Origin of the sequence: Legionella resiliens (genome assembly GCF_021344005.1) — a bacterium.
Classification (GTDB): domain Bacteria; phylum Pseudomonadota; class Gammaproteobacteria; order Legionellales; family Legionellaceae; genus Legionella; species Legionella resiliens.
The window spans coordinates 310623-335170 of the sequence record NZ_JAJTND010000005.1 but is presented as its reverse complement, the minus strand read 5'-3'; the positions used below and the strand labels follow the sequence as shown (position 1 = coordinate 335170).

Below are 24548 nucleotides of genomic sequence, written 5' to 3'. Positions count from 1 at the left end.
AATAATTTAATACTTAAGGAGAATACCGCTGTGTATGCTACTAGATCTGTACGTGAAATTTATTTAACTGCTTTATCCGATAACGATACCAGCACTGTAGAACATTGCTTAACTGTTAATAAAGTTTCCCCTAATATCCGCGATAAAGATTTGAATACAGGCTTGCATCATGCCGTTATGGTAGCAAATAAAGATTTGCTAAAATTATTATTAAAACATAATGCTGATATTAGTCTTAAAAACAGAAAGGGTTTAACCGCTATTCAGGTAGCGGCTTCGAATGAAAGTTATGAATGTTTATCCATCATTGCCGATTTTTGTTTGCTCAATAACAATCTGAAACTCGAAGCAGCTGATAAGAATTTGCTGGAAATTTTCCATTCCTCTCAAAACGAATCGGTGACAAATCCATTCATAGAGGCTGTGAAGAGAGGGGAACTTACCCAAGTAAAAAAATGCCTTGAATCAGGTTCATCCGTCGACATGATCATTGATAGTGAGTCGAGCACAGCACTGCATCAGGCAGTAAAACAACAAAATAAAGAATTAATTGCGTTATTATTACAATATGGACCTAATCTTAATCTTGCCGATAAAAAACAGAGGATACCACTTCAATTGGCAGCGGAAATAGAGGATTGGGAGTGCTATCAACTCATTGCTGATTACGGGAACAAGCGGGAAATTTCTAATAATATTAATAATAATAACATAATGGAGATAGACAAACCCAAGATCGCGAAAAAAGTATCTCCAAGAATGGCATATCAAGAAGCGGTTCAGCAGGGTAATATTGCTGAAATTACTCAACTATTAGCGGCTAAGGTATCTGTTAATACAGTCGTTGATGCTCAATTCAATACCCTCTTGCATATAGGTGTAAAAACGCAAAATTTAGAATTAATTCGGCTTGCACTGCAAAATGGAGCTGTTTCAAATCGTAAAAATAAACAAGGTAAAACTCCTTTAAAGTTGGCGTTGGAGAATGAAGCCTGGAGCTGTATTAAAACAATTGTCGAAAATGATCCTGAACATAACGAATCTCTTGATGCGGCCTTACTCGCTGCCTTACGTGCCCATAAGGTTGAGTTGGTTCAAGTTTTGATTAATGCTGGTGCCTCGTTGAAATATTTTACTACTCTTGCAGGTAAACTTTATTTTGAAAAACTGGTAGCTAACAAGCAGGATGAAATGCTCGCCGTTTTATCCACATCCCCGGCGGTTCAAGAATTAATGTACTTAGTTGCAATCAGTAATAACGACCTTTTCCTTGTTGCCGGTGCTTTGGCTCGAAAGGAGGTTTCTGTGGATGCTCTACTGGGCCCCAATAAAGAGACCGGATTACATATCGCCATTACTAATAAGAGGGCGGATATGGTTAAATTATTTTTAGATAACCATATTCAACTTAATGCACGAGACATTAATCAATTAACAGCTATTGAGTTGGGCTTGAAGTTGCAGTCCTGGGATCTAATCAAAATAATTTTGGAAAAACGGCCACCTGATAAAAGTAATATGGCTCAATATCAATTAGTTCTTATGCACGCTTTAAAAGCGAATCAGCCAGACATACTGAAGATCTTACTAAGACAAGGTATGCAAGTACTTCCCGGTTATTTTAATACTGATGAAGGCGTGCAAGATTACCACCGAATGGTTACTAATCAATGGAATGATATGATTTATGTTTTATTATCAGGAAGTAACGAATTTCGAATGAAATTTGGTGTTTTACCTAATCAAGTAAAAGACTATTTTGAAGAAATTATTATGGGTGAAGAGTTAACAAATCCCGTTATCACCAAGCAAGGGACAACCTATAACGCACAAGATATCAAAAAGCTGGTTCATGATCCAATTACCAGAGCACCATTGCAACAGAGTGAATTAGTTCCAAATCTCATCGTCTATGATTTGTTGGCTTATTATAAACATCCTCATGTTAATCTTATGGATGTCCCCCCTTGTTTAATATGCCCCGAGACCAACGAGGTCTATAAAGAACCAGTTGTTACTGGTGATGGAGTCACGTACGAAAAAGCATGGATTACTGATTATTTGCAAAAAAACAATAACCAAACTCCTTGTGGTCACCAGCAGCTGAACAGGCCTTTATACAAAAATCGCCTAGTTAAAATGTTAGTTGAAGAAAAGTACTCCCTTGAGAAAATGATGGAAGAAAAAAATAGGGAAAATTACAAAAAAGCATTTGCAGAGAGAAATTTAAAATCAGTGGAAGAATTTTTAAAGGCAAAAGTTTCTCCAAATACTCCTCTTGATGCCAATGGGAATACCGGATTGCATAAAGCGGTGGAAGAGGGGAGTATTGAGTTTATCAAACTACTGCTCGATCATGGAGCCAGTTTGACGATGTTGAATAAATCGGGTTTGTCACCCATGAAACTGGCAGTTACTCGTAAAGCCTGGAACTGCATTGGGGCAATTGCAGTCCTTCATCCCAGTGATAAATCCATGCTTTCTCAATATGATATTCCTTTGATCTATGCATTACAGGCAGATCAAATCGAAGTAGCCCGAGCTCTGTTAAAAGCTGGCGCGCCGATGTCCTATTTTACCCTTGAAGAGGGTGAGGAATATTTCAAAAAACTAATTGAGACCCAACAAAAAGAAATTCTTACTTTATTAATCACAGAAGGACGACCGGAAGTTATCAATCCTTTGCTATTTAAATTTGGTAAATTGCCTTATGAAGTAGAGGAGCTGTTTGAAGATTCAGTATCATTCACTCCCATTGAAGAGCCCGTTATTGTTCCTACGGGTATTACTTACGACATACAAACAGCGACTCACTTAAAAATGGACCCTTTATCACGAAAGCCATTAACAAAGGAAGATTTAATTCCCAATTTATTGGTGAAGGATTTATTAACGCATTACAAACGTCCTGGGGTAAATGTTGCTCAACTACCCCCATGTTTGATTTGTAAAGAAACTAATGAAATATATAGAAACCCTGTTGTTGCGATGGATGGTAAATCATATGAAGAGGCATGGATTACACAATATTTAGCCGATCATAATGGAATGACACCACCAGCAGATGGGGCGCCTAAGGGTTTTAAACAAACAAAGAATCTTTACTCCAATATTTTAGTCAAGAAGGTGATTGAAGAGAATTATAAAAATGATCTTCAAAAACCATCAGCAAAAAAGATGAGTTTCTCAGGGGAGCCTAACCTGGGGTTATTTGGTAATAGAGAAGCAAAAAAAGAGCCACCCCAATTAGATAATTATATGGAATATAATTATGGATAATTAATGAATCTATTCGATGGTTTTTAGGGAAGAATTTTAGTCATGACGCCAGAAGGGCGCAGGACAAAATGCGTGTGAATTTCAGGGGCATGGATGTCCCGGAATTTATAACGATGCAGTGCTACACTTCAAAAATAATGTTTTTGCAAAAATGTTCCGTTAGAATAGCCATTTCGCATTGAAGCAACATGATGCGTTTTTGTATTTTATTATTGGAACCTTTATGCCAACTTTATACGATATCATAGCAATGAAAAGGAACATGGATATAAATGCCAGTAAGTTTTACCGTGAAATCGAAACTTGGTATAGACAAGATGAAAATGGCTATATAGTTCATGAACCTATGAATATTCCAGCAAAAAATGTTGGTAGTTCAGCAAAGCCCTTACAGCACTTTTCCTATTTGCTTGCACGTGGCTATTTTGGCTTTCTTTCAGCTGATTTATCTAAAGATGATATTAAAGAAGGCCAAGAATTTTTCTCGCATCATTTTGTAAGTGATAAAAAACTTAAGGAATTACCCGCCAAGGTGTCATTCTACCCTGTTGTAGAAAGGTTTTTCCCTAATTTAAATAATTTTATTAGAGATATGGAACAATTATGCTCTATGAGTGATAAATACGCTCCTAATGATACAAACGATATCGAAGATCTTAAATTATTGATGCAGGATTATATGGACACTTTGTTGGCAAACTATGGATACACTCCTACTGTTATCAAAACAGCTTGTCAAAGAGTCATGGCGGATATGCCTGTGTCAACTGAAAAGCCTACAATTTCTTTAAAGTCTGTCTGGAGTATGGAAAAAGATTTTTACCGACTTCAATCCAGATCTTTTAGTTATTCAATTTCAGATAAAGACAATTCAGTATCTGTAAAACAAAATGATTCTGAAGAGAAGCAAGTAAATAAACTATCAAAATTTTTATCTACTCATTTGTGGCATGCAGAATGGCTCAAACTTTTTAAAGATATTTTTATAGATTACACCATTCAAAATAAGCAGGATACAAAATGGCATCCAGATAGTTTTTGGTCCTCTGAGCTGACAGCTCCTCAAACAGAATTTGTTGCAGACATTGAGAACTCCCCTAAGATATGAGCCTAAATCAATAGCATGCATAGCCCTGTATGAGGGCTTTAACCATAACTCATATTACCAGTAGAGGTTGGGAGTGAGTAGAATAGCCAGTTCACTTATTTGAATTTTATCCTAAATTTACCTGGATTTTCCATAGTAAAAGTGAGCAGCTATCAACCATTATTATTAGATGTAAGATAATTTTTTCCCAAAAAAAGGACGATACCTCATGTCATTTTGACCCAACCATTTTAAAGTTATTGTCCGGAAAATCAAAAAGCTGTATAAGGATAAACTCCTAAAATCATGGAATATCGAAGTAATAATGCCAGGATTTCAATATAGTGAGTGACTTGAGATTGATTTTGTGGGTCAACCTAGCTTGCTATAAAGGTGGTTTAAAGGTGTTATTTTCCATTTCATTGATATCATCCAAAAATTTACCAATGTTTCCATCTCCATCTTTTTTGTATTGTACTTGATTCATAGACTGGATTATTTTTTTTAATTTTTCGCCTTCTTCTCCAGAGAGATAGTATCCTACCTTATCCATCAATATAACACTTAAATCATAAATATCTGTTCTTTTAGCTTTATCTTGATCATATTCAAAACCAAGATTTTCAAAATCAACTATTGTTGCTTGCTTTGTATTAAGATCATAAAAAATATTATTCAGTTGCGACAAATCACTATGTGATTTGCCGCTTATTTTGTGCACATTATATAATTCTTGAGTACATGCTTTAACAAAAGCTAATAGTTCAGGGAAAGGAGTACCACGTTGAAAATATATTTTATCAAGCGTTGTGCCGAGTGCTTTATTAGTAAAGAATCCATATTTTCCGCTAAGATAAGCTTTTTTTCCAACTTCTCGCGTATTCTCAACCTCATCCTCGGTACCTTCATTTTTATATCTTCTTTCTTTTAATACTTTAGGGTGTTTTATTTCTTGTTTTTCTTTGATGATCAACTCATCATTATCAGTCAGGCGATAAGTTCGTTCAGTGTCATAAACAATTCCAGTTCCTCCTTCATCGGATAAACGATCTCCCCTTATCCGCCATTTTTTTTGATCCTTTTTTATTGGGTGTTCTTCTGGATCAAGTTGTGCGCTTACCTCTACGTAAACGTTTTGGGAATTGTAATTAATCGGATATATCTTCCCTGGTTTAATGCTTTTAATTTCCCCATCATTTATTCCATATTCTTTTAAAAGCGCTTTAAGGAGATCATACGCTTCACCAGATGAGGTCACTTGTTTAACATCAAGGGTAATAACTTCTAATTCCTGATCTTCTACTGTTACATTACGCTTCGACATAGCCATTATTTTATTCCTCATTATCCATAGAGAACTTAAAATTTAGCCTTCTTCTTAAGTGTAGCTTAAAAATGAGTCCAAGCGAGTCGCTAACTGCTATGTGTTTTGTCGAGTTAGCAAGTAGGATGGATCATTTTGACCCAACAATTATTGTCTAAAAAAATAAAAATGCTATTTAAGGATAAACTCCTAAAATCATAGAATAGAGAAGGTCATATGACGGTAAAGAAAAACGTGATGCCCCGTAATAAAAATCAACCTTGATTACGCTTCGCTGCATCAAGGGCTATGCTGGTTACATGATAAACTTTCTCCTGCAATCTTGGTGCATTACCATTATCCTTTATTGGTCAAAATTAACACTGATGATGCGGCAATGTTAGCTGGCTTAGTAGTAGTTGTTTGTTTTTCAGTTTCTTTACTGAACATGCCGACTTGGGCAATTAAACCCTTTTCAAGGGGTAATTCTGGTTTAGCAAGTTGCTCTGTACTAATTTTTGGAACAGCAAACGTATCATCTTTGCTCGCGGAGGTAGGGCCAACTCCATGAGATTTACGCTGTTCTTTTTCATCATTAGGCAGAGCAAAGTACTCTCTCATCTCATCTTGCCATTCTTCTTTAAATGAGCCATCTTGCAGAAATTCTTCGCCGTATTTCTCTATGAGCGTATAAAATGCACACCAATCTTTTCTTCTGCCACCCTGACGATTGATTCGATCATGTAAGCTAATGAAGGCCTCTTTCGGTGGCAAGACAGGAACTCCCTCTTTTTCTATAGCAACTATATGGCTAGCACCAAAATCGTCTTTATTGACGAGCTGAACTGTTAAATCTGGGTTTTCTTTAGTTGTATCCACAATAGTACAATCATAAACTAATATATTACCACGAGTAACTATTCTATAAGGTGACCCCGTGTTTTTCAGTTGCTCTCCTAAATAACGGACTAACTGATGAGCTAGTTTCACATTCGATACAAGGATATCTACATCACCAGGGTTATCTTTTTTCTGAAAATCGACTCCGTGGAGCAAAAGTCCCATGCTTCCTTGAACAATAGGTTTAATTTGGAACTGTTTTTGCGCTTCTTTGTCGTAAGTCGAAAAAGTAGAGGTCACCAAAGTAGTCATTTTTTTTAGATATTCTGTTGAATGCGGGGTAGTAATTACAGGAGAATGATTATTTTCCTCACTTGCTAATTTAGCGTTTGACCTTTGTGCTAGAATATTTCTCTTCGCTCGACTATGTTTATCAAATTTTAAATGCATTTTTATACCTGTCACATTTGTTTATTTGTATATAATAAGGTCTTAATGTTAACGAATTCTTAAATAAGATAAATATTTGATCGTTTTCGTGGAATGTCATTATTTATTGAGAAACAATGGTTGATGTGCCAGTAGGACTTTTGGATTCTGTGGAAGGGAGGTTACATAGAGATCGAAAGCGGAGCGTAGCCTATAAGTTGGAATTGATTGTTAATACAAATAACTGTACTATTATTGACACATTTATGCTGTGGAGGTGCTCAATGTTCAAAGGTGTGGAAAATAAAGTGGTATCAGGAAATAGGTATCATTTAAACGCCGCCGATGAACTACTGTTGGAGCAAGTTAAAAACAATACATTCGATGAAGAAGCATTTTTTAGACGAATGAGAGTATCATGCAATCTTAATTTAATTATTAAACTGGCCAATATAAACCCAATCTTTAAATCACTCTGCAAAAGGGACATCTACAATTCTTTATGGGAGCAACAATATTGTTTATATGGACTTTATTTATCTGCTTCAGAAACTACCCAGATTGTTTTTTTGCCTCATAAAAATGTAGATATGTTCGATTTATTACAAGGAGCTTATTTTTTTCAGAAAGCACTGCGAGCGAAAAAACAACAAGACCATTTTTCCTTAGAGGAAATTTTCTGGTTAAAAAAAGCAATTACCTTTAATTCGGTACACGCAGTTCAGCGATATAATCAATATATCTACTCTAAGATTGAGCGATCTAAGCTCGATAGCGAGCATTGTGACAAACTATTAAAAGAAGCTATAGGAAATTGTAAAAAATTACTTGAGCTTTATGGAAGCTATGCCTATATGATGTTGGCAGAAGCGTATTTTCATTATGCCAATTGGGCTATTCGAGAAGATAATCTAAGTGGAACAACCGCTTCTATCAAAGCTGCAATAAGATCGTGTGATTTAGCTCGAACTTATTTAGACGAAAGTCAAAGCTCTATCCATAATGCAAGTCTTGGTAAAGGATTAGAAGCGAGTAATTCATTTGAAATTAGTGAGCCGTTACAAGCAAAAACCCTTCTAGAGAATTGGCTTAATGAACAGATTTCAAGCCAGAGACCTATGAAACTAGCATAACTATGTGATGGCCTCCTGAAAGATAATAAGCGTAGATCGAGTCTTGGTCAGTAAATTGCAGATGATAAATCGTATTGGGACTTATTCAATTAATTCTTTTCACATACTGTATATTATTCCTGTACATTATTCTAAATCATTCACCCATCTCCCAGTGGTTTTTTATACATTTAATTTACATCCCATTCTAGAAGTTGTGTCTTTATTACCTAATGACATTAGAGAGCTATAAAGAACACTAAAAAAGAATTTTCATCCGTCTACCATCAACCTGGAAACATTAAAAAATTGGGAGCAGAAGAAACGAGTCCTGAATTAACCAGCATTACTTTTCTAATTTGCATTGAGAAAATTCCCTACTATCATTAAGAATTTGTTGAATGATTAATGAATACATAATAATAAAAAATATAATCATGTGCGCACGAACCACCAGCATACTAAATGAATAGCAAGCGTAGCCCGTATTAGACGAAGTCGTAATACGGGCATAGTCTCATCCTCATCCCAATTTTATTAAAAGTCAAAGAATAAAATCTAACTGGTAAAACATAGTTACGTACCAAAATCAGAGAGAAAAACCCGTATTATGACTACGTCTAATACGGGCTACTCATTGCTAATGCAATGATAGTTGCCGATAGATTCCATATGATCCGTTAATTGCAACATCAATCTATGATGACTTACCGAGAACTCTCCAGTGAAATAAAAAGCAATAAATGGGAAAGAGCACTAATTTAGAGCCTGTATTTCTACCATAGAAGTACTTGTGATTCCCAAATGACTTGCAGCTGCATAAGAAAGATCTATAATTCGCGTACTATAAAAGGGACCACGATCATTAATTCGAACCACCACTGTTCGTCCATTTTTTACATTCTTAACCCGTAGTCGGGTATTAAATGGAAGCGTACGATGCGCAGCCGTCATAGAATGCATATTGTACCGCTCTCCGTTTGATGTCTTACGATTATGGAAGCGTTTACTATAAAAAGAAGCCAGTCCTCGTGCTTTATATCCTTTTGCAGATTTAAGAGGCGTATATACTTTCCCCTTAACTTTGTAAGAAGCCATATCAGGCTTTATTTTCATACAAGCGCTTAAACTAAATAATAAAGCTGTAATGATAAAATATTGTATGGTTTTAATGGTCAATCTCATACTTACTCCTTAACTACCCAATGAGCATGAAACATAGCATATTGATTAAAGTCTGGCGACATTAGATCCAGATTAAAATTTAATATTAGGTATTGGATAATTGATAAGATAAAAGTTTTCTATTCGCTCACTGTTGTTAATAATAAATCGTCTATGGACACTACAAGATCTTAATTAACAAGCGTTACAGCGTAGTCCGTATTAGACGAAGTCCGTAATACGGGCTTTTCTTTTTATCTATCCAATAAAATTATTTACGGGAAATTGTTTTCTTTGCTAATAGCGATGTTTGATAGATGCTTAGTACTATGCAAAAGATCAAGGTGATTACTACAATACCCAAAGCAATGAAGATAGGGATTTTAAACCAGGGTGCAATGAGCATTTTGAAGCCCACAAAGATCAAAATAAATGCAAGCCCATATTTTAGCAGATGAAAGCGGCTGTGCATATTTACCAATAAAAAATATAAGGCACGTAATCCAAGTATTGCGAAAATATTAGAGGTAAAAATAATAAAGGGATCATTCGTTACTGCAAAAATAGCAGGAATGCTATCTACTGCAAAAATCAGATCGCTGACTTCAACAAGAATTAATACAAGAAAAAGGGGTGTAACATATCGTAATTGGTTTTGGACGATAAAAAATCGTTCGCCCTGTAGTTCATTAGTAATTCGCAGATGCTGGCGCATCCAGCGAAGAATAGGATTTTTTGCCAGATCGGGTTCGTGTTCAGCGAATAAAACCATTCTAATGCCTGTAATTATCATCAAAAAGCCAAAGAGATAGAGTACCCAGTGAAATTGGTTCACTATCCATATGCCCAGTAAAATAAGGATTAAGCGCATGACGATGGCACCTAGTACCCCATAGATTAGGACTCGACGCTGATATTCTGCGGGGATGGAAAAATAACTAAAAATCATGAGAATAACGAACACATTGTCGATAGATAAAGATTTCTCGATGAGATATCCTGTGAGAAATTCCAGTGCTTTTTCATTAGCTATTTGGGTGCTGGAATTATGAATAAGATACCACCATAAAAGCAGGTTAAAAATGAGGGCTAATGTGAACCATACTATTGTCCAGGACAGTGCTTCCTTCGTAGAAACACGATGTGCTTTTCGCCCGCCCAATAAAAACAGATCAATAGCAAGCATCATGACCACAAAGGCCAAAAAACCTAACCACATCCACCACTCACTGACTGTAGTCATCTGATTATTCTCTAACACGTAGTTAAATTAATCGGGTGTTTGTTCATTTTGCCAATTAACGATTCTTCATAAGAAGTTTTGTATTCACTCAGTGTGTCAGGAAAAGGAGGGCACGTAATTAAGATACCCAGTTGTGCTTCGTTTTTAGAGGCTAATTTTAGTGCCAACTTTAAAGCTTCTGTTTCATCCTTCACTCCATGGCTTACAAATAAGATACTATGAAATCGTTGCATTAGTTATTCCTCCTTGAAAAGAGTTTGTTTGAAAAGCAATGGTTCTGCATAGTGTTTGAACCATTGCTTTTGAGCCTCTTACATGTACTGGCCGCCATTCACATCTAGATTAGCCCCGATGATAAAACCTGAAGCAGGGGATGCTAAAAAGACAACGGCTTTTGCAACATCTTGTGGGAGGCCTAAACGCCCAACTGGTATTGTTGAAATTATAGTATTTAATACGCTTTCTCGCATGGGGCTTAGTATTACTCATCATTAATGAGCGAATTTAAAACATTTATCTTTTACGAAGATGGATCCATTTTAAAAAATAGCTATAGTAGATGGGACATAATTATGTTTGTTATAGTAATAAGAGGATGTTTTTAAGGATATTTTTATGGATGATAATTTATATAAAGAGGCATTACTCAGGCTCGATAATGCCTCTACTCTCGCTTCTCTTGATCCAGAAGCAGTTGAAAAGTTAAAACATGCGAAAGCATGCCTTGAGGTGGCGATACCAGTACGAATGGACGATGGGCAATTAAAAATATTTACCGGTTATCGTGTCCATCATAATTCTATACGGGGCCCCACTAAAGGAGGCATTCGCTTCCATCCAGAAGTGAGTCTTTCTGAAATAAAAGCTTTAGCTTTCTGGATGACCATTAAGTGTGCTGTAGTTGGTATACCTTTTGGTGGCGCAAAAGGTGGCGTTATTGTTCATCCGAAACAATTATCACGCCTTGAATTAGAAAGATTAAGCCGAAGTTACATTACATCCATAGCAGATTTTATTGGACCTGATTTAGATATTCCTGCCCCTGATATGTATACAAACGCTATGATTATGGGATGGATGATGGATGAATACTCTAAAATTGTCCGTCAAGCAACACCGGCTGTAATTACAGGGAAACCTTTACCGTTGGGTGGAAGCCAGGGCCGGGAAAATGCTACAGGTTTAGGTGCTTATTATTGTATTAAAGAACTGGAAAAAATAAAAAAATGGCATCCTCAAAAAATGCGCGTAGCTATTCAAGGTTTTGGAAACGCCGCACAACCTTTAGCGCAATTGTTACATCAAGATGGTTATAAACTTGTAGCAGTGAGTGATTCCAGAGGTGGTATATACCGGGCACAAGGCTTTGATATTTCAAGTATTATTTATGCAAAAAACAAATTTGAACAGGTCCAAGCCGTCTACTGTGAAGATTCAGTTTGCCAAATGGTTAAAGCAACTCAGATAACTAATGAAGAACTTTTAGAATTAAAGGTTGATATTTTAATTTTGGCGGCACTGGAAAACCAAATAACTAAAGAAAATGCGGAAAGGATAAAAGCACCTATCATTATTGAGGTTGCTAATGGACCTACTACAGCAGATGCCGATGATATTCTAAAGAGAAAAGATATTCTCGTCGTGCCTGACGTTTTAGCTAATGCAGGAGGGGTAACGGTAAGTTATTTTGAATGGGTTCAGAATAAATCAGGTTACTATTGGACCTTAGCACAGGTCCAAAGACGTTTGCGGGCTATCATATCAAGAGAATTTAACAAAGTTTTTGAGTTACAGGAAGCTTATCAAGTTGACCAGCGTACTGCTGCTTATATTCATGCATTAAATCGACAGGCGGAAGCTGTCGCAGCCCAAGGGACTCATGATTATTTTTCCGAGTCTTATTGAAAAAATCTATTTCTGGATACTCTATGAAACGTTGACTAAAATATGCGCGTGCTCATGTATTAATTTGGTACTATCTACTTCTCTAAAAAATCATTATTAGGGATTGTTTTAACTGCAAAGGTCGCGTTTTTATTTGCAAGAAAATATGACTGCGTAATTGATGATAGGCTCCGTTTCGATTTAATACAGCTTGTACGGATTGGAGTTAGATTACATTACTAATGTAATCTAACAAATAATCACTCATGAAAACCGCATTTATATCCCATAATACAAGTTGGGACTCTACACCAATTGAGGGGCACTCAGATTTAACAGCACAGCACCCTGACACGAGTTCTGTAATTGGGAAAGACCCCGATATAATTTGTAACCGATGTCTTCGGAATAGACCACGGTTTTGTAAAGCAGTTATAATTGGCCTTGGGCAGTGAAAGCAGTGTAGATCAATTGAATTTATTTTTTTAATGCAATCGCTATGTCAAAGACATAGCTTTGATCGGTAAAAATTCATAATTGACTAGGTTTGGAAATCAGGTGAAAATCAGAATGTATTTGACGGCTTTAAGCGGGGGTGGTCTGTAAGAAACCAGGGATGGAAAGATTGAGTAATCACTATGCCTGAAATACCTATAGAAATAGTTAACCTTTCTGGAAATGCTGGCTTTAGAGAAGGGATTATCAATGGAAATATTGAAGGCTCCATTAGAGCAGGTGTGACAGTTAGCGCCCATCTCTGTCACGGCATCAATTTAGGCCTGGATGGAGAGATAATAGGTCAAATCCTGGGCAACATGGATGTTCTTTTCATCGGAGCACAGGCCAAAGGGAATGTTTCTGCTGCTGCCGGTGCAAGGGCTCTGGTCCGGTTGGAACCCAATCTCCTGGAAAAGCTGGGACTATCAATTTACCTTGGAGCTTACGCCAGGGCGATGGCGTCTGGAAGTCTTGCCATTTACCTGACCCCAGAGTTTTTCTCACAGCAGATTCAAAATCACCTGGATGATTTTACCGCAGATATTTTTCTCATATTTTTGGAAGAAGTCAAAGCAGAAGTGGGGGTGTGGGGGCGAATTGCCTTTTCTGCAATGGCAGAGGGAAATGTCAACATCGTTTGTGATATTAAAAAACTCAGTGCTGGATTTGAGATCTCTGGCGGGTATAAATACGGGCTTAAGGCAGGAGCTGGATATGACTTCTATTGTGATGCGGGCTTTAAAGATTTGCGCAGAGCGGTTAATCGGTCATCCATTCGGGTCAGTTCAGAAATTAAAAAGTATATTCTCAAATCCGATATCTCTAATAAATACCTGCTTGCAGAATGTTTCGATTTCAGCTTTCCCTTACTGGTATTGATATCCTACGATCTCGGTCACAAAAGTGTGGAACGCGGAGAGTTTATCAGTAAAGAAGACGTTGCCGGAGTTGTGTTTACCAATTTTATCGCTAACCTCCAGCGTTATGCGGTTGATAAGATAATTGAATCGGCAGTCAGCAGTCTTACCAATGAATTTTCTAAGATCTATTACAAAGTTTTTAACATCCAGCTTGGCGATCCTGAGAAAGCGGATCTGGAAGAGTCCATAAATCGCCTAGTCGATACTCTGCGCAAAGATGACCTGCGACTGACAGACTTAAACGAGTTCATCACTGAAGCGTTCAATATCATAGATATTTTGGACAGTGGCGCATTGGATGGCTTCAAAAGACCGCTGACTCTATTTTGGGCAAGTAGTGTTATCGGGTTTGAGATCAAACAACTTCTGAGCCTTTACTCAACTGAAATCGGAATTGGCTCTACGATAGTCGGTGAAGCGAGAACATCCATACAGTACTCAAATCTTCCATCAGCCCCCGAATTCATAAAAGAAGAAATCAGTTTGACGCTCAATGAAAGCGTTATCGAAGTGGATATCAGTCTCGCAGTAGATTATTTGGTGGAAGTGGGAATAGCTAATGTAGCAAATCAAATCTTTCCTGAACTGGAGGATTTCAAACAGTATTTCGAATCCAATTTCGACCTTACTTTTGGGGAAATTTTCGAAGATGCATTACGCGGCTTAAAAGGAGAAGGTAATCTTTCTACTTATCATTCTTATCAGGCAATTAAGGGCTTGGTCAAAACCCAATTCGTCGAACAGTTGATCATGGGTGAACTGCTTCCTCAAATTACCAATGATATTGGCAATGAGTATTTATATCAATATACCGAGGAAGTCATCCGTCCTTCAATTTACCTGTTTTCTGAATTTGTTTTTAAAAAACTGGACAATTTCCTCATCGAGGACCTGAATGGTATAACTAACCTGCCACAATTTGTGAATGGCATATCATCAGGCTGTGGCGTAGTGGTTTATACTGTGCTTGCCAGAAATATTGCGTTTTTTGATCAGATTATAAACGACTTTATCCTGGATTATACCTATCAGGGTTTTGATTATATGGGAACCCGTTTGAACAATCCGCAGGATCCCTTCTTTATCCATTGCAAGAATTTATTCTCACAAACCTTTCCGAACTTATCTAATCTCAATGATCATGTGGAAGCATTACGCCAATTGTTGCTGGACCTGACCTACGCGTTTAAGGAAATAAGCGGCCCGACCATTTTTACCTCAGAGCGTAGAAACACTATGCGGGTATTAAAAAGAGATATTTTGTTATCCACGGCGGGAAGTATCGATTATTCAGAATCCCCTGATTCTTATATCGAAAAGCTGCTGGATTGCGGCTTTATTCCAAACATTGAGCTGGTCAGAGAATTAGGCAATCTTTTGCTCAAAATCAATGTGGAAGCATTCAGCGTTTTCATCGAAAAGGTGATACCGGCACTTGGAGATTTTTTCCTAACACTGAGTCTGCCTGCTCTGACTAAACTCAAATCCGACCTCCTGTCCTATATAAAACAATTATCTTTCGCGGCAAAAAAGGCCTTGGATGCATACAATCAATTGAGTGATTACATAGATGATTATATCATAGACATATTGATCGGAATTGACACTCTGATTGACGATTTTAAAACCGCATTCGAGGAACACCTGGACACCTGGGCGGAATTGATCAAAGCCAATATTCATTATCACCATGTCGAATCGATCAAACAATCCATTCCAGCTGGAGCAACAAGGGATGGAGCCATCCTAACGTTCGAGAATACGGTTTGGCCGGTGGAGTCTGCAATTCTGGACACTGCCATTACGGCCGGAAGCACCACCTTAAAAACTTCTGTCAATACAATGGCAGAGAACGTGGATGAGAGTACAGATATCGCGGAGGAAATGATCGCTTTGAAACAAACCGTTGAAGATGCCATTATTGATGGTCTCATTGGCTTTGTTTTAAAACCCATTGACGAAACGGCTACTGAGCTGCTAAACGCATTGATTCCTGAATCGATGTTGATCAAAATTGAGGAATACCTGATCGCACGCAGGGATAAAAAAGAGCTGGAAAGACAGCAACTGAATCATGAACAAGAACTGGCTTTTCTAGAAGCAGAAAAGAACAAAACCAAAGCTAAATACGACAGAAATAACTTTAACCCCTTGGTGGAACTTGAAGTGAGTGATCCAGTAAGAGGATTTCCGTTTATTTACCCCAAGGAGATCACACTGCGTATGAGATTAAAAAATGGAAACCACGATATGGTATCCGATCCGTCCTCGAGGAGAATACAAGTCACGCTCAACTCCGTTCCAATCACACTAAGCGCTTCGAATTGGTCCCAATTGGGCAATGACATGGTATTGGAGAAAATACTGGATGAAACTGAAGACGGATTGAATATCCTGGAAGTGAGCTGGATCAAAGCAGACGGTAGTGAGGGCACCATACGAGAAACCATTCCATTTGTTGTTAATGCAGAAGCCCATTATAAGAGGGCTAATTTTGACGTGTCGATTGAAAGTGATCCTGCGGGACCTGATGTAGAGGCAGAGCATGTGGCGTTTATTTATAGGGGCAGTTCAGATCTGGAGGTGCAAGGATGGCTGCTACAGGATAAAGCCGGCCACAAATATGTTCTACCTCAATTTACTCTGCGCCCGGATGATCATTTGAGAATCTATACCGGAGGCAACATTAACCTTAATAAAATTAACAAGACCCGTAAGAATAAGCTGCTCTTCATGGGCAGGAAAAAAGCAGTGTGGAATAATGAAGGAGATACAATGTACCTGACAGACAAGGACAATGTATTAATATATCAATACGCATATTTACCGGAATAATCGAACATTATGGTTGCCACTAATCCATTTGCAGAATTGATGGAATTGCTGCAAAAACTTTTGGATACGATCGGTATGGCTGATGAGCCATCTGAAGAAAGCCGGATTCTCTTTGAAATGCTGGAGAATGCCCTGAATAATAACCTTCTCAATGATTTTCTGGAAGCCGCCAGTCAGTCTGGAAAAACCCTGGATGACATTTTAAGATCAGTCATTATTGCTCACTCCCGTCAGTTATTGGAAGATTTAGTAAGGAAATGGATAGAATTAGAAAAGCCGATAAGCGAATTTTTACAAGCAGTAAAGGACGTTCATCAGGAGGCATTGGATGAAGTATGTAACTATATGATTAGTTTCGTCGCCCGGAAAATGACTGCTGCCGAGATCGCTACCGCTCAGTTGATTTTTGGTTCCTCGCTGGAATATGACACGATTTACTTTTCTGAAGTGGGGACGGCAAATGCGATCATTTTCGGCGTCCAGGATTTTTTCACCAACAACCCAAGCTCCAGGCCATTTGTCACGTTCAAGCTTGTCAATCATGATCTGGATGACGGCCCAATGACTGATCGGACGATGATCCATGAGCTAACCCATGTCTGGCAATACCAGGAAGCTGGTCCGATATATATGATACAGGCTATTCATGCTCAAACATTGGGAGCTGGATACAATTACGGATACACGACGGGTTCAGGCGCTACTGGTTATATCAATGGTGACGGCGCAGGCCCCGACCTGACGCAAGCGATCACTAATAATCCTGGATTGACTCCTGCTGAGGTGTTTGAATTATTCAATCGAGAACAACAGGCTCAGATCATTATGCATTACTACCAGAGAAAGTATGTTGAATCCCCACCCTTAAATGTGGGGCCGTGGCAACCCTTTCAAAATGTTGTATTCACACCGCTCTAAAAAAAGAGGATTAACTCAACATGCATGTCGTAAAGTAATTCCTACATTCTTGGATATGCTTGTTGAATTGAAGCAGAGCGCATTTAAAGCATTAGCCTCGCTAGGAAAAACACTAGATGCCTGGAAAGATGAGGTCGCCAGAATGTGGCGGTTTAGTAAATCTAATGGAATAACAGAAGGGTTCCATCGCAAAATGAAACTCATTCAGCGAAGAGCTTATGGTTTTAGAAATTTTGAAAATTACAGGGTGCGTGTTAAGGTGCTCTGCGGGTGATTATAGCTGCCCCCTTAAATGGGAAAGAGCCGAAAGAGCCCATTAAATTGGCGCGCTTGGAGGGACTCGAACCCCCGACACCTTGGTTCGAAGCCCGGTAATTGAAAATTAAATCATTGAATTTATTATATAATTAAATGTCACCACCCACTACAATTGCAGTACAGTGCATAACAGCACTGTACTGATCCCCACAAAATCCCCACAGTCAAAATTAGCAAGAGTAGTCGAATAAAAAGGCCGACGTCATTTGTCAGTGGTACCCGAGGCTGTATTTTAAAGCCTAATCGGATTTTCTATTAGGCATTAGGTTTTTATCGGTCAAAAAAGAATGATTTATGATCCTGTACAGTGACTCCATCACTGTTCGACTAAGCGTTTGGTGATACAACAAATACACTTTTGGTAAAAGCTTCATCTGAATCCAATGGACCTCCGCTGATTGAACTCTTGCTAAGTGTAATTTCCTTTAAAATTGATGATCACATATCCTTTTTGACCATCGCTGTTTTCGATTGTTAGTGTAAATTATTTCACAATCAGTTTTACAGTAACAATAATTCGCGATGGTTTAATTTATCTGCTAGTCTAAAATTATATGTTGTAATCATATGGAGATGATCATGAATCAGGACTATTTACAGAATTGGACTAGGATGGCAGGTGAAATGCAAAAACCATTTCAAGAAATGCTGGCGCTTAATGTTAAAACATTACAAGGCTTAAAGTATTTAACGCTTGAAGAAATGTCCTCTGTGAAACAGCCTGGAGAATTACTGGATAAACAGGTTAAGCTTATGATGGAAAATAGTCATATGATTCTAGATTATGTAACAAAATCATTTCAACTTTTTGAATATGCTCTTTTATCGCACTCAAAACAATTTAAAGAAAATGCCGTTCAATCAATTAAAAACTCAGGTGCTGAGCCGTCTAAAAATCGGAAGACTGTCTCTGAAATAATAACGAAAACGGTGAAACCTTCAGAGCGTAAGAAAACTGCAAATAAAAATAAAATTGCTGTGACTAAGAATACCTTGATGAAATCAAAAGATAAAACCGCATCCAATAGGATACCCATACAAAATAAAGTTAAGCCAGAACAAAAAACAACGGAGTCTACGCGTAAACAGGATGTATCTGCTCGCAAAAGCGCTTTGCCAGAAAGCAAGAAAGATATACCCGCGCGCAAAACGGTCCTGTCAGAGAGGAAGAAGGTTATCTCAATAAATAAACCTATCATTTCGAGCGAGAGACAAAAAGATGCGCCAGTGCTCAGTAAGGCTATTTCTGATAAAAAGGAAGATAGGCTAAAAACCAGGATGACGAAATTAGAGCGTAAGATGGGAATGCCAGAACCAGGAAAGGGTTTATTATTAAATGAGATGAGTATACTGGATGACTCAACGAGTAATCTACCTGACATTCAGAATAGTATATCTGAGCATCATACAAGTCAGTCCGAGCATCCCTTAACCGAGCAGGAAGGTAAGGGGAAAAATCCTTTTAAACAGTAAATAGCAAAAGATGCGTAGGGTTTGTTGATCTCATTGGTTTCACAAATTTTGTTGTTTTGATACTCATTTTAATTGGTGTGTTGCCAACATGGGGCCATAGTAGAGAGCGGGGTATGGTCCATCAGGAATTATAGGGACTATTTTAATAATTTTTTTAATCCTATATTTGTTAGGTCGTGTATAGTTTGAGTCAAGAAGCCATAACTATGGCAACGAATCAAAAATTTCCTATTTTTGGTAACCTTTATTTTGAGGCAACTCACCAATCGATGCGAAACTCAGATACAGAATTAAGTTGCTATATTATAGTTAAGACAAAAATGAAACCCACTCCCTAAGACAACTAAAACATGAAAGACTTCATGATATCCAAAGACTTTAGGAAAGGGATCCGGCCACTTAAAAGCATAGATCAAGGCCCCTAGTGTATAGGTAACTCCTCCTATGACTAAGAACTGGATATTTGTTGTGTCTAGCGAAGACTTAATTTCAGGAAAATAGAGAATGCCAATCCAACCCGTTGTAACATAAAGAAGCGCTCTAACCCATTTGGGTACGTGAGTCCATATGGTAGTCGTTAAAAGTCCAATTAGTGCAACTAGCCAAAAGACGGATAAAAGCTGCAATCCAGATGCGTTCTTTAACTTAAGTAGGCAAATGGGAGTTGCTGATCCTGCGATTAAAATAAAAATAGCGGCATGATCAATGCGTCTCAGTAATAAATATTTTTGCCGAGTCCACATGCGGGTATGATAAAGCGCGCTCACACCATATTGTCCAATAAGACTTACACTATATATAATACTGGCAACAATGGCATAATCCCCTTTGCTATAAAGGACTAGTATAGTGCATGCACAAAGAGCGATAAAAAATGCTGCTAGATGTATGTATCCACGTGCAAGAGGTTTCATACTTAATAGTCTACAACTTATTTAAATTTTTAAGCAAGGGCTTGAGGGACTGCTCCCAAAAATAAATCCAAATTCTCTTTAATTCTAAAGACAAAGAAAAAATAGAGTCACTACTCCATCATTTATCCAGACATGGAAAGGAAAATACTATGGGCTTCACCTAATGGGGGCTAACCTTCAACGCAAAGTTACGAAGAATCAAATAGTAGTCTAGAATTAATGAAAGCTCGTTTAAGTTAATAACATCAATCCATCGTTAATACTAGGAGAAATATAATGAAGAAAATGGAATGTTCGAAGATCACCTGTCTCTGGACGCTTCGCTTTGAAGTGCTAGGTGTTATCCTATTGGTTATCGCAACCGGTTTAACTATCTCTACCCACAGTAGTCTTGGAATAGTCGCATTATTTGCTGCAGGAGTTGTTTTATGTCTGTTTAATAAGCTGTGTTGTTATGTTTGCCCATCAAAACACTTATCTTGCCCTGTTTGTGATATGCCTCATTCTTATCACTCAGAAGAACCTGAACAAACACAGGAAAAAGGAGAGAGCGAAGCAAAACAAGCCATGGATAATGAGGGAGGAAATCAAGCTAATAGGACAAAATAATCTTTTCATAGAAAAGTGCTTTTAATTGCAGCGAAATATTTATAGTAGTATCACCTTTCATTTTCATAAAATTACGGCATATAAAACCAACCGATCTAAATGGGAGCAATTATCAGCTATAATTTACTAAGGTGTTTGTAGTTTAATGATTAAATTGAAAATGCGGCTTCTGGTTAACAAACAAGGAGTATAAAATGCCTATTGGAGTTTTGTTTTGGGTTCTGATGTTCGTTTGGTTACTTTTCGGATTATATTGGCATCGAACTGAGTTTTCTCGTGGCAACTATGGTATCGTCGGCGGCAATATATTGTTATTCATTTTATTAGCCATAATAGGCTGGAAAGTTTTTGGCCCCATACTTCATTAGCTCTTGCTCTAAGAGTTCAGTGATGAGATACGACGAAGAAAATGCCTTATCAATTAAGGATTTTGTAATCCTTAACGGAGTAGCTTATCCATGATTTGAAACATGCTTTTAGACGAAGACTTCGAGCCGCTGGTGTTAGTTATGAGGATAGGCAGGATTTGTTAGGACATCGTTCTGGCAGGATCAGCACTCATTATTCTCAAGCAGAATTAAGTAATCTATTGGACGCTCGAATTTAATTATCCAAGCCGAAGTGAGTAAAGAGCTTAAGTAAAAAAGGTGAGGTCCATACAATCAGTGTGGAATTAGAGCAATAGTCTAATTTAAAAAAAGATTCATGCCCCCGGAAATGGGGAAGAGCCTATAATTTGTAACCGATGTCTTCGGAATAGACCGATTTTAAATGGCGCGCTCGGAGGGACTCGAACCCCCGACACCTTGGTTCGAAGCCAAGTACTCTATCCAGCTGAGCTACGAGCGCAATGGGGTATAGATTTAATATTTTGCCGCTTGCTTTCTGGTTAATATTTGATTAGTTACCAGATTGGTGGGCCGTATAGGATTCGAACCTATGACACAGAGGTTAAAAGCCTCCTGCTCTACCACCTGAGCTAACGGCCCGCAGGACAAAATATTTTTTAAAACTGTACTCTAAAACTGGTGGGCCGTATAGGATTCGAACCTATGACACAGAGGTTAAAAGCCTCCTGCTCTACCACCTGAGCTAACGGCCCTAAAGAGGCTGGAATAATACCGGATTAGCACAGAATTTCAAGTCTTTTTATGATGTTTCTATTATTTTTGTCATTTTTAAGGGCACAAATGCTTTTTTTATACAAATTGACGCTTTATAAAAAATAAAATTCTTGAGTTAATTGGGTTTGAAAATAAAGATCTTTTTCTGTAGCCAGAATAGTCCAGCTTTGTATTTTTAGTTTATCAGCAAGAATTGCACCCTTGTCTGCTGAAGTAATAAGCAGTAAAACATCTGCACCTAAAGCCCCACAACCCTTGATTGCCAATATCTCCGGATATTGTTTAAACTCACTGATAAATTTTAAACTGTGTTCTGCTACCAAATTTAACTCTGCTAATTTTTGATGATAGCTATTAATGGCGGTAATCAATTTTTTGGAATCAATCTTTTCAAATGCTTGTTTTGCTTCATCTACTAAAAAAGATAAATAATCGATTTGATCTGGAAGGGCAGAGTCTTGTAAATGATGGTGAGTAGCAAGTTTCATCCCGGTATGGATGAGAAAAAACGACAAATCTTTAAAGGGCCAATTATAAGACTTTATCGTTTTTTGTTGCTTATTTATGTACACACATCCTTGTTGTGACTGTGCTATGACATCATATCCACTAGGCCTCAAGCCTTTTCCGAACCATGATGATTTATAATAAGCACTTAGCATTTTATTTAAATCAGGCAGTGTGTTATTTACGAAGCAACCCGCTAAATAGCTTGCTAAAAATTGTGCACTGGAGGCGCCTAATCCTCCACGGCCTGCATAAGGATCATGCCATAAAAGACCTTGCCCAGAGTTTTGTTGTAACCACCAAAGTCCAGCTGGGGATTCAGGGTGAATTCCAGCCAACTTTTCTTGAGTTGTTAATGTAAGCTCAAAACAGGGAGCAGTCATTAGAAGCAGTGCAGATGCTTCAGCTAAAGCAGCGTATTCACCCAGTAAAAAGGTTTTTGCGGGAATTGACCATTTCATACAGCAATCGGTGTTTGTCTGATTTTAGCTAATAAATCATGAGCATTGTTAAGACTAATTCTTTTATGTAAATCCAACCATTTTTGTAAATGCTCTTTAAGTACCGGCATTTCATTTTCATTGGCACCTGCTGCCAAAAGCAGATTATCAATGTGTAATTTCATATGGCCCTGAATAATACCTTCAGTACATAATGCCTTAATTGCACCCAAATTTTGTACCAGGCCTACTGCAGCAATGACTTGAGCTAATTGATTGGCTGAAGAAATATTCATCATGCGTAAACACATTTTTGCAGTAGGGTGCAATGAAGTAACACCGCCTATAGTTCCTACAATAATCGGTGCGGTAAGTTGTCCTGTGAGTATTCCATCGTGATAGCGCCAACGTGTAATGGCTTGATACTGTCCTTGGCGAGCGGCATAGGCATGTACCCCTGCTTCAACTGCACGCCAGTCATTTCCAGTTGCGATTAAAACAGGATCAATGCCATTCATTACCCCTTTGTTATGGGTGGCAGCTCGATAAGGATCCATTTCTGCAAAGAGCGATGCTTCTTGTAGTTTTTGGCCTAGTTCAGAATCAATAGTATGGATCGTCACTTGAGCGGTTGTTAACTTTTGATCATTTAGATTTGACAAAATACACATGGTGACTTCTTCACCAGTTAACTGTTCTATAGGTGTTTTTAAGTATTCAAGAACCTGATTAATAATATTGGCTCCCATGGCGTCACAGCTATTCATAGTTAAATGAATTACGGCCATGTCCTGATTATCCTCTCTTTTGAGCTGACGTAATTGCAAATCCATGACGCCACCACCGCGTTTTACCATGTTATCTGCAACATCTTTATTAGCCTTATTAATCAGATAGGTTCGATTTTCATAAAAAATCTGAGAAAATTTAGAAAAATCTTTAACTTTTGCTAATTGAATTTGGCCCAAAATGCATTCGCCTTGAACCCAGGTTTTTATTTCGCCACATTGTCTGATCCATTTAGCAGATTTAGATAAGGCCGCGATGATGGATGTTTCTTCAACAGCCATTGGGATAACATAGTCTTGACCATTGATATTGAAATTCGTTGCTACGCCTAAAGGAAGCTGAAAATAGCCGATTACATTTTCAATGAGTTTATCTGCTAAATTTAGATCCTTTATGCCACCGCTTTTAAGAAAAGAAATATCTTCAGGGGTTATTGCTCCAAGAGCTAACAAACGCTTAAAACGTTCTTCTCGAGAGAGTTTGGAAAACCCGCGGAATAGCTCATCTGTATTAGAAGATAAAGGCATGCTTTCTCCTTTGAGTAGCCGGCATTGACGCAAGTTTTGTAATGCCATGTTTGCGTTGTTCAAATTGGCTGTAATTTTCTTGCATACCTGATTTTAGTTTCTTGAAAAAAATGAAAGCAATTTTATCATAAAATAGAGAAGCAAACTACCTGAAAATCATAGGTATAATATGATTTTGTTTTATTAGACTCCTTCAAAAACTCTACAACAGGGTAGAATTGCTTTGTCGATGCGGTGCCCGAATCCTCATGTACTGAGATGCACATCCCGGTTCTGCGCGCCACGTCTTCTCGCGGGTCTCTCTGTAGCGAGGTTCCGAATAAGTCTATTTGTCT

The 24548-nt window shown here is 37.9% G+C and carries 16 protein-coding genes, 3 tRNA genes and 6 pseudogenes; 13 read left to right on the top strand and 12 right to left on the bottom strand.

All coding sequences use genetic code 11. The features are described 5' to 3' along the window. Positions 1–30: 30 nt before the first annotated feature. Both LXO92_RS14075 and LXO92_RS14070 read left to right on the top strand, forming a co-directional pair. The gene (locus LXO92_RS14075) at positions 31–3279 is read left to right on the top strand and encodes an ankyrin repeat domain-containing protein (RefSeq protein ID WP_232891189.1); all 3249 of its coding nucleotides are present in this window, start codon (positions 31–33) and stop codon (positions 3277–3279) included. A 223-nt stretch (positions 3280–3502) separates the two neighbouring features. After that, positions 3503–4387 (top strand): hypothetical protein, encoded by an 885-nt coding sequence (locus tag LXO92_RS14070; protein ID WP_182350163.1) that lies wholly within the window; start codon positions 3503–3505, stop codon positions 4385–4387. A gap of 364 nt (positions 4388–4751) precedes the next feature. On the opposite strand, the gene LXO92_RS14065 is transcribed toward LXO92_RS14070, so the two are convergent. Both LXO92_RS14065 and LXO92_RS14060 read right to left on the bottom strand, forming a co-directional pair. After that, positions 4752–5696 (bottom strand): hypothetical protein, encoded by a 945-nt coding sequence (locus LXO92_RS14065; RefSeq protein ID WP_182350162.1) that lies wholly within the window; start codon positions 5694–5696, stop codon positions 4752–4754. Positions 5697–6026: 330 nt separating this feature from the next. Next, positions 6027–6959 carry a hypothetical protein gene (locus tag LXO92_RS14060; RefSeq protein WP_232891188.1) on the bottom strand — a complete coding sequence of 311 codons (933 nt, stop codon included), beginning with the start codon at positions 6957–6959 and terminating at the stop codon, positions 6027–6029. A 263-nt stretch (positions 6960–7222) separates the two neighbouring features. Here LXO92_RS14060 and LXO92_RS14055 point away from each other — a divergent pair, with 263 nt between their 5' ends. Both LXO92_RS14055 and LXO92_RS17305 read left to right on the top strand, forming a co-directional pair. After that, a complete protein-coding gene (locus LXO92_RS14055) occupies positions 7223–8071 on the top strand; it encodes a DUF5630 domain-containing protein (protein WP_232891187.1) in 849 nt (282 codons plus the stop codon). Positions 8072–8692: 621 nt separating this feature from the next. Further along, positions 8693–8812, top strand: a pseudogene (locus tag LXO92_RS17305) (ISL3 family transposase); the annotation flags it as partial. Here LXO92_RS17305 and LXO92_RS14050 read toward each other — a convergent pair. The 4 genes and pseudogenes from LXO92_RS14050 to LXO92_RS14035 form a co-directional block, all read right to left on the bottom strand. Next, complete coding sequence (locus LXO92_RS14050) at positions 8807–9235, bottom strand: septal ring lytic transglycosylase RlpA family protein (RefSeq protein WP_232891186.1); 429 nt, start codon at positions 9233–9235, stop codon at positions 8807–8809. The pseudogene LXO92_RS17305 and the gene LXO92_RS14050 overlap by 6 nt on opposite strands. A gap of 250 nt (positions 9236–9485) precedes the next feature. Beyond that, positions 9486–10457: a TerC family protein gene (locus LXO92_RS14045; protein ID WP_232891185.1), complete on the bottom strand. Its 972-nt coding sequence runs from the start codon at positions 10455–10457 to the stop codon at positions 9486–9488. A gap of 38 nt (positions 10458–10495) precedes the next feature. Next, a pseudogene (locus tag LXO92_RS14040) lies at positions 10496–10690 on the bottom strand (universal stress protein); the annotation flags it as partial. Between the two features lie 78 nt (positions 10691–10768). After that, positions 10769–10939: pseudogene (locus tag LXO92_RS14035) on the bottom strand (SDR family oxidoreductase); the annotation flags it as partial. A 133-nt stretch (positions 10940–11072) separates the two neighbouring features. Here LXO92_RS14035 and LXO92_RS14030 point away from each other — a divergent pair. The 6 genes and pseudogenes from LXO92_RS14030 to LXO92_RS17230 all read left to right on the top strand — a co-directional run bounded on the left by LXO92_RS14030 (position 11073) and on the right by LXO92_RS17230 (position 19487). After that, on the top strand, positions 11073–12362 hold the full coding sequence (locus tag LXO92_RS14030; RefSeq protein ID WP_182350157.1) for a Glu/Leu/Phe/Val family dehydrogenase: 1290 nt from the start codon (positions 11073–11075) through the stop codon (positions 12360–12362). Positions 12363–12979: 617 nt separating this feature from the next. Continuing rightward, entirely contained in the window at positions 12980–16594 is a 3615-nt protein-coding gene (locus LXO92_RS14025) for a lamin tail domain-containing protein (RefSeq protein WP_232891184.1), read from the top strand. Positions 16595–16603: 9 nt separating this feature from the next. Next, on the top strand, positions 16604–17512 hold the full coding sequence (locus LXO92_RS14020; RefSeq protein ID WP_182350155.1) for a hypothetical protein: 909 nt from the start codon (positions 16604–16606) through the stop codon (positions 17510–17512). Further along, positions 17490–17786, top strand: a pseudogene (locus tag LXO92_RS14015) (transposase); the annotation flags it as partial. The gene LXO92_RS14020 and the pseudogene LXO92_RS14015, both read left to right, overlap by 23 nt. Positions 17787–18409: 623 nt before the next feature. Further along, the gene (locus LXO92_RS14010; protein ID WP_232891183.1) at positions 18410–19303 is read left to right on the top strand and encodes a hypothetical protein; all 894 of its coding nucleotides are present in this window, start codon (positions 18410–18412) and stop codon (positions 19301–19303) included. Positions 19304–19359: 56 nt separating this feature from the next. Further along, positions 19360–19487 (top strand): annotated as a pseudogene (locus tag LXO92_RS17230) (DUF3309 family protein). Positions 19488–19593: 106 nt separating this feature from the next. Here the strand turns inward: LXO92_RS17230 and trhA are convergent. Next, positions 19594–20217, bottom strand: coding sequence for a PAQR family membrane homeostasis protein TrhA (gene trhA / locus LXO92_RS14000; protein WP_182350154.1), 624 nt, complete (start codon positions 20215–20217; stop codon positions 19594–19596). A gap of 276 nt (positions 20218–20493) precedes the next feature. Between trhA and LXO92_RS13995 the strand changes: the two genes are divergently transcribed. The 3 genes and pseudogenes from LXO92_RS13995 to LXO92_RS13985 form a co-directional block, all read left to right on the top strand. Then, complete coding sequence (locus tag LXO92_RS13995) at positions 20494–20826, top strand: hypothetical protein (RefSeq protein ID WP_182350153.1); 333 nt, start codon at positions 20494–20496, stop codon at positions 20824–20826. Positions 20827–21020: 194 nt separating this feature from the next. After that, entirely contained in the window at positions 21021–21194 is a 174-nt protein-coding gene (locus LXO92_RS13990) for a hypothetical protein (RefSeq protein WP_182350152.1), read from the top strand. A gap of 86 nt (positions 21195–21280) precedes the next feature. Next, positions 21281–21468, top strand: a pseudogene (locus tag LXO92_RS13985) (site-specific integrase); the annotation flags it as partial. A gap of 130 nt (positions 21469–21598) precedes the next feature. On the opposite strand, the gene LXO92_RS13980 reads toward LXO92_RS13985, so the two are convergent. The 5 genes from LXO92_RS13980 to LXO92_RS13960 all read right to left on the bottom strand — a co-directional run bounded on the left by LXO92_RS13980 (position 21599) and on the right by LXO92_RS13960 (position 24213). Next, a tRNA-Arg gene (locus LXO92_RS13980) sits at positions 21599–21675 on the bottom strand. Positions 21676–21739: 64 nt separating this feature from the next. Then, positions 21740–21815: transfer RNA gene (locus LXO92_RS13975), tRNA-Lys, on the bottom strand. 37 nt (positions 21816–21852) lie between these two features. Then, positions 21853–21928, bottom strand: a tRNA-Lys gene (locus tag LXO92_RS13970). 114 nt (positions 21929–22042) lie between these two features. After that, complete coding sequence (locus LXO92_RS13965) at positions 22043–22918, bottom strand: hypothetical protein (protein ID WP_182350151.1); 876 nt, start codon at positions 22916–22918, stop codon at positions 22043–22045. Continuing rightward, positions 22915–24213 carry a hydroxymethylglutaryl-CoA reductase, degradative gene (locus tag LXO92_RS13960; RefSeq protein ID WP_182350150.1) on the bottom strand — a complete coding sequence of 433 codons (1299 nt, stop codon included), beginning with the start codon at positions 24211–24213 and terminating at the stop codon, positions 22915–22917. The genes LXO92_RS13965 and LXO92_RS13960 overlap by 4 nt, the downstream gene beginning before the upstream one ends. Positions 24214–24548 lie beyond the last annotated feature (335 nt).

Excerpts from the sequence above, each read along its gene's own strand:
- LXO92_RS13960 (WP_182350150.1), bottom strand. The coding sequence starts at position 24,213 with ATGCCTTTATCTTCTAATACAGATGAGCTATTCCGCGGGTTTTCCAAA.
- LXO92_RS14055 (WP_232891187.1), top strand. The coding sequence starts at position 7,223 with ATGTTCAAAGGTGTGGAAAATAAAGTGGTATCAGGAAATAGGTATCAT.
- LXO92_RS13990 (WP_182350152.1), top strand. The coding sequence starts at position 21,021 with ATGCCTATTGGAGTTTTGTTTTGGGTTCTGATGTTCGTTTGGTTACTT.
- LXO92_RS14030 (WP_182350157.1), top strand. The coding sequence starts at position 11,073 with ATGGATGATAATTTATATAAAGAGGCATTACTCAGGCTCGATAATGCC.
- LXO92_RS14025 (WP_232891184.1), top strand. The coding sequence starts at position 12,980 with ATGCCTGAAATACCTATAGAAATAGTTAACCTTTCTGGAAATGCTGGC.
- LXO92_RS14070 (WP_182350163.1), top strand. The coding sequence starts at position 3,503 with ATGCCAACTTTATACGATATCATAGCAATGAAAAGGAACATGGATATA.
- LXO92_RS13995 (WP_182350153.1), top strand. The coding sequence starts at position 20,494 with ATGAAGAAAATGGAATGTTCGAAGATCACCTGTCTCTGGACGCTTCGC.
- LXO92_RS14060 (WP_232891188.1), bottom strand. The coding sequence starts at position 6,959 with ATGCATTTAAAATTTGATAAACATAGTCGAGCGAAGAGAAATATTCTA.
- LXO92_RS14010 (WP_232891183.1), top strand. The coding sequence starts at position 18,410 with ATGAATCAGGACTATTTACAGAATTGGACTAGGATGGCAGGTGAAATG.
- LXO92_RS14020 (WP_182350155.1), top strand. The coding sequence starts at position 16,604 with ATGGTTGCCACTAATCCATTTGCAGAATTGATGGAATTGCTGCAAAAA.
- LXO92_RS14045 (WP_232891185.1), bottom strand. The coding sequence starts at position 10,457 with ATGACTACAGTCAGTGAGTGGTGGATGTGGTTAGGTTTTTTGGCCTTT.
- LXO92_RS14065 (WP_182350162.1), bottom strand. The coding sequence starts at position 5,696 with ATGGCTATGTCGAAGCGTAATGTAACAGTAGAAGATCAGGAATTAGAA.
- trhA (WP_182350154.1), bottom strand. The coding sequence starts at position 20,217 with ATGAAACCTCTTGCACGTGGATACATACATCTAGCAGCATTTTTTATC.
- LXO92_RS14050 (WP_232891186.1), bottom strand. The coding sequence starts at position 9,235 with ATGAGATTGACCATTAAAACCATACAATATTTTATCATTACAGCTTTA.
- LXO92_RS13965 (WP_182350151.1), bottom strand. The coding sequence starts at position 22,918 with ATGAAATGGTCAATTCCCGCAAAAACCTTTTTACTGGGTGAATACGCT.